Source organism: Flavihumibacter sp. CACIAM 22H1, from assembly GCF_001601815.1.
Lineage (GTDB): Bacteria > Bacteroidota > Bacteroidia > Chitinophagales > Chitinophagaceae > Flavihumibacter.
This window is the reverse complement of sequence record NZ_LUKG01000001.1, coordinates 67,600-81,256: the sequence shown is the minus strand read 5'-3', so window position 1 is coordinate 81,256 and position 13,657 is coordinate 67,600. Positions and strand designations below refer to the sequence as shown.

Annotated in this window: 9 protein-coding genes; 7 read left to right on the top strand and 2 right to left on the bottom strand. The window is 45.4% G+C overall.

Features of this window, described 5'->3' with window-relative positions:
* Nucleotides 1-18: 18 nt before the first annotated feature.
* Complete coding sequence (locus A1D16_RS00315) at nucleotides 19-897, bottom strand: AraC family transcriptional regulator (protein WP_290706577.1); 879 nt, start codon at nucleotides 895-897, stop codon at nucleotides 19-21.
* 187 nt (nucleotides 898-1,084) lie between these two features.
* Nucleotides 1,085-2,578 (bottom strand): hypothetical protein, encoded by a 1,494-nt coding sequence (locus tag A1D16_RS00310; RefSeq protein ID WP_290706575.1) that lies wholly within the window; start codon nucleotides 2,576-2,578, stop codon nucleotides 1,085-1,087.
* A 197-nt stretch (nucleotides 2,579-2,775) separates the two neighbouring features.
* Here A1D16_RS00310 and rbsK point away from each other — a divergent pair, with 197 nt between their 5' ends.
* From rbsK to A1D16_RS00275, 7 genes are read left to right on the top strand one after another with little or no spacing between them, the layout of a single operon-like run.
* Nucleotides 2,776-3,708, top strand: coding sequence for a ribokinase (rbsK, locus tag A1D16_RS00305; RefSeq protein WP_290706573.1), 933 nt, complete (start codon nucleotides 2,776-2,778; stop codon nucleotides 3,706-3,708).
* Between the two features lie 44 nt (nucleotides 3,709-3,752).
* A complete protein-coding gene (locus A1D16_RS00300) occupies nucleotides 3,753-4,754 on the top strand; it encodes a GRP family sugar transporter (RefSeq protein ID WP_290706571.1) in 1,002 nt (333 codons plus the stop codon).
* 47 nt (nucleotides 4,755-4,801) lie between these two features.
* On the top strand, nucleotides 4,802-5,959 hold the full coding sequence (locus tag A1D16_RS00295; protein WP_290706569.1) for a hypothetical protein: 1,158 nt from the start codon (nucleotides 4,802-4,804) through the stop codon (nucleotides 5,957-5,959).
* Nucleotides 5,960-5,986: 27 nt separating this feature from the next.
* Complete coding sequence (locus tag A1D16_RS00290; protein WP_290706567.1) at nucleotides 5,987-8,932, top strand: TonB-dependent receptor; 2,946 nt, start codon at nucleotides 5,987-5,989, stop codon at nucleotides 8,930-8,932.
* A 10-nt stretch (nucleotides 8,933-8,942) separates the two neighbouring features.
* Entirely contained in the window at nucleotides 8,943-10,358 is a 1,416-nt protein-coding gene (locus A1D16_RS00285) for a RagB/SusD family nutrient uptake outer membrane protein (RefSeq protein WP_290706565.1), read from the top strand.
* 18 nt (nucleotides 10,359-10,376) lie between these two features.
* Nucleotides 10,377-12,008 (top strand): DUF4832 domain-containing protein, encoded by a 1,632-nt coding sequence (locus A1D16_RS00280; protein WP_290706564.1) that lies wholly within the window; start codon nucleotides 10,377-10,379, stop codon nucleotides 12,006-12,008.
* Nucleotides 12,005-13,657: a DUF4832 domain-containing protein gene (locus tag A1D16_RS00275; RefSeq protein WP_290706562.1), complete on the top strand. Its 1,653-nt coding sequence runs from the start codon at nucleotides 12,005-12,007 to the stop codon at nucleotides 13,655-13,657. Before A1D16_RS00280 ends, A1D16_RS00275 begins: the two co-directional genes overlap by 4 nt.

Sequence of the window (13,657 nt, the reverse complement as noted above, 5' to 3'; positions counted from 1 at the left end):
AGAAGAGACTAACTCCTGTCAGATTTTGATCTGAGTTTGCTGTCTGAATTTTACAGGAGTTATTTCTTTTAATTCTTTAAATACTTTATTGAAATTAGACACGGTCTTATATCCGCATTCGTAGGCAATTTCAAATATGGCAAGATCTGTTTCCATCAAGAGTCGGCAAGCGTTTTGGATACGAACTTCATTTACATAATCCAGAAAATTTTGTTTCATTTTGGTTTTAAAGAATCTACAGAATGATTGTCTGGTCATATTTATTTGTTGTGCCATTGTTTCAAGACTCAGATCATTCATGTAATTATTTGTTACATAATTCAGGATCTCAGGAATGCGATCGTTTATATGGTTTTTAATAGTTTTCTGAATTAGTTCTTTGTTGATGGGTATTGTGTCTTTACTGGTGGATAACAGAGCTAGTATGTCTATTATTCCTACTAAAACCTCTATGCCGGTTTTGCCTTCCAGGCCTACAAGCTTTTGCGCAATTATTTCTTTCGTCGGTCCTGTAATCTTAAGACCTTTCACCGAATTTGCCATTAATATGGAAAGTGATATATTTTCCTGTTGCTGGTAGAAGTGTTCATGTAATAATGCTGGATTGAAATATACTACCATTGCCTTTGCTCTGAGTGCGGTGTTGCCTACAAGATACTCTTCGTTGTTTGTCCACAGGTGAGGAGTATTAGCTCCAATAAAAACCATATCGCCTGGTTCAAAGGTTTCAATAGTGTTACCGATTATTCTTTTACCGCTACTTTCTAAAATATAAACCAATTCTAATTCGGGATGTGTATGAAAAACGGATTCAAAGAAGGATTGATTTCTTGTTATTAAACAAGCCATGCTATTGGTTCTTGGCGTTATGCTTGTTTTTTCAATTTTGTAAGCCATACAGTTAGAAATGGAAATACTAGTTAGCTTATAACAAGTGCGTTCTAAGGGTGAAATGAAGGGGAAAAAACAGGAAGTATCGAAGTGTTCTGACAGATTAAAATTAGCAAAAAAAACTCCCTTTTTAGCAGAAGGGTAAAATTGAACAATTAATGGTGAAGTGTCAGACAGGTGTTAGAACCATGTTCTAACACCTGTCTGACACCTGAAGGGTTACCCACTCCCGAAAATCAAAATAAGCCAGCAATTGCTGCTCGTATTTGTCTGCCTGGATATCCTCTAGTAAACGCCTGAGTTTGTTGGCCTGCACCTGCGGAATCGCTTTACGCATAATAGAGGGCTTATATTGAAACAACCGTAGTACCAGCTCCTCCGACTTCAACAGCGTCCGTTTCTCCTTTTTGAAAAATCGATTATAGGAACGGATTTCGTATTCCAGGTAAGCCGTATCACCCTGCTCGTAATAGATGATCATATCCAATAGACGCGCAGCCTTGCACACCAGCCAGTTTGCCTGTAAGGTATGCCTTTGTAAAGCCGCAGCAAGATACCCATGTGCTTTCTTAAGTAACCCGCTCCGGTAATACACCACACTGATAAAAAAATACAACTCCCACTGCTTCTCCTCATTCAGTCGGTAGTAGGAACTGATAACATCCCTGTCGAGCTGGCTGATCAATTCTAAACTCCCGGTAAAATCTCCCTCGGCAACCTGTTTATTCAGTGTATAGATCGCTATCGATTTTCGAACCTGGAAACGAAAATATTCGGGGTATATAGCTTGGTCCAGCTGGGTTAATTTTCCCAGGTAATAATCCATATCATGCCACTTGCCTACCCGGCGCAAACTATTCAAAATGCCATCCAGTGCCGCCAAATAATCCAGCGGCGGATGATCCAGTAAATGAAGATGATCTTCAAACACTTTATTTAATGCATAATAGGTTGAAATGGCCGATTCAAAATCGCCGATCGTGGTCAGGAAATAAGACTGAAACAACAAGTGTAATTTCTGCGTAGTGAAATTATTCTGGTGCTTTCCGGCCATTAGTACAAGCTCGCTCAGCATCAGGTCATTGAGCTTTTTTTTATCCGACTCAGCCAGTATCTGCCCGCCTTGCAATAGGCGGTATTTCATCATTTCAAACAGCGAATAATGATCCTGGATATAATTCATGCCTTTTAATAACTCGCGCGCTTTCATTTGCTGCTCCACCAATTCCTGGTCAGAGATCCGGGCAAAACCACTGGCATTCCACCTGTCTAGTTGTAACCGGTACGCGATATACTGGATCGAAGGCTGTTCCAGCTCGCTGGCTTTCTGGCGAAGCTTTGCCAGTTTTTTATCACTTTCCGCCTGCAAGGATCGTTCCTGTAATACCTTTACCTGCATAATACCCTGGTAAAGCTGGAAAACCGGGTCCTTGTTGATCTTTAACCGGATGAGGCAATCCGTTAACTGCTCCATCAGGTACCGGGATACACTGTCCAATGCCATCGGATCAAATACCTCTTCTACTTTCTTCCAAAGCTCGGCATCCGGCTTCCCCTCTTCACAAAGCAGCTCAAACATCTGCAGGTAATCCCGCTCTGCATGGCCCGATCCTGCACGCTGTTTGAAGTAACGCTTTTCCGCACCCGACATGGAATTGATTAATTGCTGTACTGACCTGAGCGACATGATACATATTAATAAATTACGAAATAATGCAAAAAATAAAAATACAAATAATTGAAAAACAATATAATGTGTTTGTTTCGGATCATTAAAACTAATTAACAAACATCGAAATATCAATTAATTGGCTGCTGCATTACCTGTATCCATAGGTACATTTGGAAACAACGATCGCAGTTCTCTCATCCATATAAAATCGTATGAACTCAAAGAAAATAGTAGTAATTGGCAGTTCCAATATGGATATGGTTGTAAAAACCGACCATATACCCGTGCCCGGTGAAACCGTATTATCCGGCTCTTTTTTTATGAATGCCGGCGGCAAAGGAGCCAACCAGGCCGTTGCCGTTGCCCGCCTGGGCGGCGAAGTAGTTTTTATTTCCAAACTGGGCAACGACCTCTTCGGCAAACAGTTTTCCCAGCTTTTCAACCATGAAGGCATCGATACCCGGCTTATCCAGTATGATGAAAGCCTGCCCTCCGGTGTAGCCCTTATTACCGTTGATAAAGCCGGTGAAAACAGCATTGTTGTTGCTTCTGGTGCCAATGCCAACCTGCACAATAAAGACCTGGAAGGTGCATTGCCTGCAATCGATGGCGCCGGAATTCTGTTGCTTCAACTCGAAATCCCGATAGACACCGTTTCTTATGTGGCTGCCTATGCCGCCGACCGCCGTGTACGGGTTATTCTTAACCCTGCACCAGCGCAGGTGCTTGGTGCAGAATTACTGGCCCGGATAGATATTCTTACCCCCAATAAAACAGAAGCAGGTATGCTTGCCGGTATAGAAGTCAGCAACCTGGAAACAGCCTCCGCAGCAGCCCGTATCATTTGCGGAAAAGGTGTAAAAAATGTAGTGGTAACCATGGGCAGCCTGGGCGCTGTCATTTGCGAAGAAGGCGAATTGTCGGTACAGTCTGTCCGCAAAGTGGAAACGGTTGATTCTACCGCTGCAGGCGATGTATTTAACGGCGCACTGGCTGTTGCCCTCGCAGAAGGAAAAACGCTTAAAGAAGCAGTGGCCTTCGCCTGCGATGCTGCCTCCATTTCAGTAACCCGGCTCGGTGCACAATCGTCCATCCCTTACCGGAATGAGTTGATAGCATCCCAGTTAGAACTGGCAGGTGCCTGAGGAAACTGAAATCTATTGTTTGTTCATCCATCGATTTGCTGCTTATGTTTATTATTCAAAGTTACCCGCTCGCTATCCTGTTTTGCTTCATCACCATGCTCTGCTGGGGATCCTGGGCCAACACCCAAAAACTATCTGCCGGAAAATGGCCGTTTGAATTATTTTATTGGGATTATGTACTTGGCATACTTGCCTTCTCCCTGCTGGCGGCCTTCACTATGGGTAGTATCGGAACGGAGGGAAGACCTTTTCTACAGGATATTCAACAGGTATCCACGGCTAATTTCCTGAGTGCGCTTACAGGCGGCGCCCTGTTTAATCTTGCCAATATGCTGCTTACAGCGGCAATTGCCATAGCTGGAATGTCGGTTGCATTTCCAGTCGGAATCGGACTGGCGCTGATCATTGGAGTAGTTGTAAATTATAGCGGAACAGAGAGTGGTGATCCATTGCTGCTTTTCTCAGGGGTAGCCCTGGTTGCATTCGCTATTGTACTGAATGCGGTGGCGTATGGAAAAAAATCTACCAATTCACAAAAGCCCGCTACAAAAGGAATTATACTTTCTGTGATAGCCGGCTTGCTAATGTCCTTTTTCTACAAATTCATTGCCGCCAGTATGGACCTGGAAAATTTTCAGCAACCTGCGGCGGAAAAAATGACCCCCTATTCTGCTTCGGTGGTTTTTGCACTGGGTATTGTACTGAGTAATCTGTTCTTCAATTCTTACCTGATGAAAAAGCCCTTGAGCGGAACTCCTCTTTCGTACAGAGATTATTTCAGCGGCCGCTTTTCTATTCACCTGATTGGTTTAGCCGGGGGTGCTATCTGGGCACTGGGCAACCTCTTTAACCTGGTTGCTGCCGGTAAGGCAGGCGCCGCCATTTCCTATGGACTTGGACAGGGCGCAACACTGGTGGCAGCTATCTGGGGCGTTTATATCTGGAAAGAATTTTCCGGTAGTCCTCCTTTTGTAAAAAAACTTATCTCCGCTATGTTCCTCTGCTTTATAGCGGGATTAGCTCTTGTAATAGCAGCCGGGCGTTGATCTAACGGCTGAACCAACCTATATACAACCATATAAAACGATTGACCATGCGTATGCTTTCCTACTGCGGGCTGCTTTATTGCTGCCTGTTCTTTCTCTGGGGCTGCCAAAAAGACGATGCCCCCACACCTGTACCAATTGCTCCCATTCTTAAGGAAATTGTTTTTCCCGGGATCAATGATGTAATGCCGGGTCGCGAAGCAAGTATTCGGGGCAAGGGATTTGATCAGGGCGATCGGCTTTTCCTGGAAAATGAAACAGCTATGACAGAAGTGCAGGTAACTTCTGTAAATAACCAGGAAATCCGCTTCCTCGTTCCCGAAGAAGCAGGTGGAGCCTATACGGTAACAGTTGAACGCCATGAGCTGCAAACCACCCTGGACGGAGAATTGCTGGTTCCCCTGGTAGTGGTTATTGATGACCTGGTTATGCCCGCCGGTACCTCCCCGGCCGGTTCGGTTATTGCCATCGGCGGAGCGGGTTTTCAGCAGGGCGATGAAATACAGTTAACAGCGCCCTTTTATCCCGCAGGAAAAATTATTTCTGTACCAGTTACCCTAACCGACAATGGGATGGAATTTTTACTGCCGACAGCTGCATACGGACAAAATACCGTTACTATTGTTCGCGGCCAGCGAAGATCCACACTGGGCACTATCGGTATTGAAGTAACTGTGGGCGCAGAAATAGGCGGGGGAATTGTGTATTATGTTGAATCGAATAAAATCCACGGTTATATCGTGCACAAAGAAAACCTGGGTACAGCAACTGAATCGTTTGGTCCGGGGCTGGCGCTTTCCGGCGCGGTAGGTACTTCCAGGTCCATGGGTTCCGGTAAATCAAATACTGCCAAACTGGTTACCAAAATGGCCGCATTCCGGCAGAATAATAATAGCTGGAACACAAAAAAAGCAGCTTTTGAGTTATGCGATGAATTAACGGTGGGTGCAGGAAATGATTCCTATGCAGACTGGTTTCTTCCCTCCCAGGAAGAACTGATTGAGTTGTTCAAAGTAAAAGATATGCTGTGGTCAAAAGGAGCCGGCCTGCCCGCTAATAATTATTGGTCGTCCAGTGAAGGCGATGGCGATGCCGCCGGCTGGTCGGCCTTTTATGTCAATTTTTATGAACCGGTAAATATTGTCTCGGGCTTTGTTGATAAAGAAGGCTGGAAAATTGGTATTCGCCCGGTTCGCTATTTCTAAGTTTTCCCATCTCATTAATTCTATAAAATGTACAAACAACTAACGATGCTTGTCCTGGCTTTGCTATTCTCAGCGGCCATATGGGCACAGAACAGGATCAGCGGACTTGTTACAGATGCCAGTCTTTTGCCGTTGGCAGGGGCTACCATTTCATTAAAAAATGGCCAGGCGCTTACTACCACCGACTCTTCCGGCAGGTTTTCGGTCACTCTAAACCGTGGTGAGGTTATACAGGTTAGTTATACCGGTATGATCAGCCGCACTATTACCATAGCAGCAGAAACCAGCCTGAGCATTGCATTGCAACCATCGGCTGTTAACCTGGATGATGTGGTGGTGGTAGGATACGGTGCTACAAAAAAATCTGATCTTACGGGGTCTGTAGCCACCATTAAGGCCGATGAATTAAAAAATGCCAAAGTGGGTACTGCTACCAGCGCATTACAAGGCCTGGCGGCCGGTGTTTTTGTAACAACCGGCTCTGTTAAACCCGGGGGCGATGCTTCTGTAGTGATCCGGGGCTCTGGTTCGTTGCGTGCCGGAAATAGCCCGCTTTATGTAGTGGATGGAATTCCGGTAGAAGGTGGTTTGCAGGATCTCTCACCCGGTGATATACAATCTATTGAAGTATTAAAGGACGCTTCTTCCGCCGCTATTTATGGCTCTCGCGGCTCTAATGGGGTTATCCTGGTTACTACGCGACAGGGGTCTAAAGGAAAAAGTCGTATCACCCTTAACCTGAACGGCGGTTTCCAGAAAATGATGAACAAACAAAAACTGATGAATGCCCAGCAATATTATCAACTTGCATCAAGGGCTATTCCTGATTATAGCTGGACCTCAGAAGAACTTCGTTACCTCAGCCGTGGCCTGTCTACCGACTGGCAGGATGCTATTACGCAGGACGGTAAATATTCCAATTATAACCTGGGTATTTCAGGCGGTAGCGAAACGGTAAAACATTTCCTGGGAGCAGATTTCTACGATCAACAGGGTACAATTAAAAACTCTTCTTTCCGGAAACTTACCCTCCGGTACAACATGGATGCACAAACGAATAGCTGGCTTAAAACAGGATTGCGTTTTAATATTATAGAGTCTGCATTAAAAAACATCAACGAAGAAGATGATTCCGGTTATGGTACCATGTTCAGTGCAATCAGTTCACAACCGACCGCTCCCGTTTACCTCGATAACGGCGATTATTTTGACGGTTTCCTGAACACCAAGGCTAACCCGGTGGCCATCGTAGACCTGCTCGATAAAGTAACTAAAAAAAGCCGGGCAGTGGGCTCTGTTTACTTCGAAATTGAACCGGTAAAAGGTTTGAAAATCCGGTCAGATAACGGCGGTGAACTCGAGTTCTTTAATGTGAATTCTTATGAAGACGGGCGGATGGGGCAACACTATCCCGATGGGGGACATGCCGTAAAATTCAATGGTAAAAAAAGGTATATGCAATCGGAAAATACCGCCACCTATATGTTTGATGTGAATAGTATTCACCGGTTTACGATCTTAGGCGGATTCTCTGCATCCAAGTATACCTACGAAAGCACCACCGCCGATTCCAAAAATCTTTCTCCCGTATTAGGATACGATAACCTGGGTGGTGCTCAAAATCATGGCCCCAATGGCTCCTATGCTTCTGCGTCAACGCTTACTTCCTTTTATGGCCGGTTGAATTATAATTTGGACGATCGTTATCTTTTTACGGTTACCATGCGGCAGGACGGATCCTCTCGTTTTGCGCCGGGTAAACAATGGGGATTTTTTCCCTCTGCTGCCATTGCCTGGAGAATCAGTAAGGAAGCATTTATGGAAGAACAGGATTTATTCAGTGAGCTGAAACTGCGCGCCAGCATTGGCCGCTTGGGAAATCAGAATATCGGAGACTATGCCTATGCCGCAACCATCAGCCAGGGAGGGGAGTGGTCTGATTATGTATTTGGCGGAAACCTCGCCACCGGTTCTGTTCAGAATACCATCAGCAATCCGAACCTGACCTGGGAAAAAGCGAACCAGCTGGATCTTGGATTGGATTTCGGCATGCTCAAAAACCGGATCGCTGGTACAATAGATGTTTATTATAAAAAAACAACCGATCTGTTATGGCTGGTTCCATTGCCCACCGAATCGGGGTTTGATAATTCATTAACCAATATCGGGCAGATCAATAATAAAGGCATTGAATTCAGCCTCACCACTATTAATATAAATACGAAGCATTTTTCCTGGAGAACCTCGGGTAACTTTTCTTTCAACGACAATAAAATTGCCGAGCTCTACAATGGAAAAACAGATGTTAATAAGGCTCTTTTTGTAGGGCGGCATATGAGCACCTATTATACCCTGCAGGCAGATGGAATATGGCAGGCAGATGAACTGGCAAAAGCGGCTGTTTACAACGCACAGCCAGGCGATAGGAAAGTAAAAGACCTGAACAATGATGGCGTAATCAATGGTGATGACCGGGCATTTTCCGGTATCAGCGTGCCTAAGTATTATGGCAGCTTCACCAATACCTTCCGGTACAAGGGAGTTGAACTGATTGCCTTTTTCACCTACGCAGGCGGGCACCTCATCAACAATTCATTAAACCGGTACCTGAACTCTTTTAATACCTGGGGAAATATGAGCGAGGAATATTATAATGGGTATTGGACACCCGCTCGTCCGAGTAACCGCTACCCGGCTCCGCGCATAGGCAGCCCCTATAGCAATGGCGATGGTACGAATGCTAATTTTCAAAAAGGCGATTACCTGCGCCTGCGGAATATTGAACTGGCCTACCAGTTTCCGGCCAGTAGTTTTGTTCGCAAAATCAGCTCCAGCGGAATGCGGGTATACGCATCTGTTCAAAATGCGGTAACCTGGACCCGTTTTACCGGGTTCGACGTGGAATCAAGCGATAACACCAATCCCTATCCGAATGCCCGCAGTTTTATTGCCGGTTTATCTATCAATTTTTAATTAAGAAGTCATGAAAAAAATAACTGTTCTTCTTTGTTTATCAACCTTGTTACTGACGGGTTGTGAAAAATTCCTGACTGAACATCCAAGAAGTATTCAAACACCTGAAAATGCCTACACCACACCCGAAGAATGGCAGAAAACGCTGAACGCTGCCTATGCCGCCATGCAACGGGTATTTGTAGGAAAATATACTATTACCCTGGGTGAATTTGGTACCGATGAAGTAGAACCCTATGACTTGGGTTGGGCAGCTTATTCCGAACTAAAAATGTACACCTTTAATGCCCAGCATCCTTTTTTCCAGGACCATTACAGGGTTTGCTACGAAGGGGTAAAACGTAGCAATGCAGTTATAGATATGCCGGAAGGAGTTGTAAACGAAGCTACCCGGCAGCTGATGATTGCACAGGCCAAATTTCTCCGGGCTATTTATTATTTTGACCTGGTCAGAATGTACGGTGGTGTGCCACTTTGGGTAAAATCATCGATTGATGAAGAAATTATGAAACCCCGCGCAACAATGGACCAGGTATATGAAGTAATTACCCAGGATATGAAAGATGCCGAAGTAGTACTTCCTGAAACCTGGACCAACGCAGCCGACAAAGGCCGCGCTACAAAATATGCGGCACAGGCTTTTTTAGGACGTATTTACCTACAGTGGAAGAAACCGCAGCAGGCGCTGGACTATCTTAATAAGCTGGATGGCAAATTTCAACTCTATGCGAATCTGAAAGACATATTCCACCCTAAAAACAAGAATGCTGAATACGAGAATATTTTTGAAGTTCAGTTCAGGCATTCCGGTTCCTGGGGACTGGAAGGTAGTATTCAACACAGTTACTGGGGGCCACGCGGTGTGGGCGGCCCCACTAATTTTGGCGGATGGGGCGGTTTTGGTCCAACAAATTATGTGTATAACAGCTACGAAGCAGGAGATAAAAGAAAGCAGGCTTTTTTCCTTCCTGAATATATGGGCGTAACACAATCGCCTGCTACCAATAATAAATTTTGGGATCCGGAACACGGGAATGTGATTGAAGATGATAACCTGAACTTTATCCTGATGCGGTATGCCGATGTATTATTGATGAAAGCAGAAGCGCTTAATGCTACGGGCGATCAGGGAAATGCCAAATACGAGGCGCTGAACCAGGTTCGAAGAAGGGCCGGCATACCCGAAATTCTTGCCGGCGAAAACCTGTCGCAGGAGCAGTTTGCAGAACGGGTTTTACAGGAGCGGTTACATGAACTATGTTTTGAACACCTGCGTCGCTTTGATCTGATCCGGTTTGGAAAACTTAAAACTTACCTCGCCGACCGGATGGGAATTACCATTCAGGACCACCATGCTCTGTATCCTATTCCGCAAAATGCCCTGGATGCCAATGATGCCATTACTGAAAATAATCCAGGGTATTAATCAATTAAAATTATCTGTATGAATTTGTATAACCGGGTGAAAACAGTTTTCGCAGTTATAACACATGCCAGCTTAATCCTGGGCTGCAGCAAATTAGGACCGGAAAAATTTCCGCCGGGTTCAACCCTGCCCAGTCTTAGTGTAGAAGATGGTATTGTGAAAGTGCGGCCGGTTGAATTTACCGGCGCTATTCGAAATCCGATGAAAGGCTTTCGTGAGTTTATTGGTGCAGGTATTGATCCCAGGCGCTCCGAATATCCCTATCCTTATGGCTCCCTGATTAAAGAATATATGCAATGGAATATGCTGGAGGATAATGCCGGAGACGGGGTGGAAAAAATTATTGCCTATTCCAATCATCGGTGGCAGGGCGTGGAGGATATGAATATGAAGGTAATTCCAAGGATCTATATCGTGTGGATGGAACCCTGGCATGGCGGGGTAGCAAAAAATACCTATACCTCTCATCCCGATGATTTAAACGGATGGCATTGGCCTTCCGATATCCCCGGGCAGGTACGGCCTGCTGATCCATCGCAACCAATAACAGGGGGCTATTTTCATCCTACCTTCCAGGATCGGGTAAAAGCATTGGTTGCGAAAGCGGGAGAAGCCTGGGATAATGATCCCCGTGTTGCTTATGTGGAAATGGGCATCATCGGCGAATGGGGAGAGCAGCACGATCCTAATATCACCACTTACTGGGATCCGCACGATGAGCCGGAACATGTTGCCAACCGTACCTGGATTCCTGGTATGGAAAAGACCCTGGGAGATGCCTTTACAAGTGCATTCAAAAATAAAAAAGTGATGGTTCGGTATGCCTATGAATTCAACGACTATGAGTTTGGGGTTTACTGGGATTCCTGGTCGCAGCCCGAAGAGCAGGACAGGGGATACAATGAAATGAAAAAACTGGGCGACCGTTGGAAAACACAACCTATTGGCGGAGAAATAACCTGGAACTGGGGTGGCTTATCTAAATTTAAATCCTTTGAAGAAGTGGTGAAGGACGATGCCACCCGGTCGGTGGTGATTGAACAGATCAGAAATCTTCATAACAATCACCTCGGTGGTATTACCTGGGCCGATTTTAATAACCGCGATTTTCGTCCGCATGCTGAGCTCCTGCAAAAAACAATGGGATATAATTTTGTCATATCCGAGTTTAATTACCCTGCCTCCATCCGGAAGGGGCAGCCTTTTACGGTTTCTTTTAAAGTAAAGAATAATGGGTCTTCTCCGTTCTATTACGACTGGCCGGTGGAAATTGCGTTGTTGAATAAAAGAACCAAAAAGAAAGTATGGGGAAAAACACTGTCAAGCGTGAAAATTTCAGAATGGATGCCGGGTGATAATTGGGACAAAGCAGCCAATGCCTACCAGCTTCCCGCTCCGGAATACAGTATTTCAGAATCCCTGACGCTCGATACGGACCTTACCGAAGAGGAATACGTGCTTTCTATTTCGGTATTGGACCCCGCCGGTATGCAACCATCGCTTCGCTTTGCCATGCTTAACTATTTTACAGGAGGACGTCATCCGCTGGGGTATATTGGTATCGGCAAAGAGTTACCGAATTATGAAATACCGGAAACAGACTTTAAAGACATGCTGACCGACCGAACCTTAAAATACAGCAAGCAATGACCAACAGGCAAAAAAACTTCCAGGCTCCCGGGGTATGGATTGTAGTCCTGCTATTGCTTGTTTCCTGCCAGGAAAGGCATTCGGTTGACGATCATTACCAGGTGAAGAACGGGGAGGTTCTGGTGCAGTTGGACGAGTATCCATTTGCTTTTCGGAACCCGATGAAAGGATTCCGGGAATTTTTTCAGCCAGGGGTCGATAAAAAAAGAGACGGCTATCCCTACCCGTATGGATCCATGATTAAAGAATACATGCAATGGAATATGCTGGAAGATGACCCTTCAGATGGAGTGGAAAAGATCATAGCTTACAGCAATCATCGTTGGAAAGGGGTAGAAGCTATGAATATGAAAGTTATTCCGCGTGTTTACCTGGTATGGGTAGAACCCTGGCATGGCGGAAAGAAAAAGAATCCGGATAACCCGGATGATCTCAGTGGTACCCACTGGCCAAAGGGAATACCGGAAGAAAAGGGACCGTATAAACAACTACCCGGATCGGTGGGTGCCATGGTAGACCCGGCTGATAAAAATACACCTATAACCGGTGGCTATTTTCATCCCGATTTTCCAGCAAGAGTACAGCAACTGGTTAAAAAACTGGGCGAAGCCTGGGACCAGGATGCCCGGGTAGCATATGTTGAAATGGGCATTGTTGGCGAATGGGGAGAACACCATGACCCGGATCTATCTACCTATTGGCCGCCACACGATGAACCCGAACATGTGGTGAATAGAACCTGGGTACCCGGATTGGAGAAAGTTCTGGGTGATGCATTTAAAGCAGCTTTCCCGAACAAAAAAGTAATGGTTCGGTATGCTTATGAATTTAAGGACTATGAATTTGGACTTTATTGGGATTCCTGGTCGCAGCGAGAAGAAGAAAAACGGGGCTATGAGGAAATGAGAAAGCTGAAAGATCGTTGGAGAACGCAGCCCATTGGCGGTGAAATAACCTGGAACTGGGGCAGCTTACAAAAGTTCAAATCCTTTGAGGAAGTGGTGAAAGATCCTGCAACGTATACCCTTACGATGCACCAGATCAGGAATCTTCATGCCAATCATTTGGGAGGTATTACCTGGGCAAATTTTAAGGATACAGCCTTTATGCGGGTAGCGGATTCCCTGCAACAGGCAATGGGCTATCGGTTTGTTATCAGGCATGCCCGTTATCCTGTTAAAGTGGAAAACGGGAAGCAAGCTACCATTGGTTTCAGTGTCGTTAATAAAGGATCCTCTCCCTTTTATTATAATTGGCCGGTACGGCTATTCCTGCTTGATCCGGAGACCAAAAAACCGGTGTGGAGCCAGCAACTAACAGGTATTGATATCCGAAACTGGATGCCCGGAGACGATTGGGATTCCACGCAGGCAGTATATCGTAGTGCAGCGCCTGAAGTGGAAATTAAATCGAGCTGGAAGGTAGAGCAACTGGCGGCTGGTAAGTACTTACTGGCGCTGTCCGTGGTGGATCCTGCAGGAAACCAGCCATCACTTCGGTTTGCAAATAGCTCTTATAGTAATGGCGGTTATACGATATTGGGACAAATAGGGGTAGATAAGCAACCGGATAGATTTGCTGTACCGAAGGAAGCGTTTCAGGATTTGCAGGCTGATACCAGTCTTATGTATTCAACCATTCAACAATAA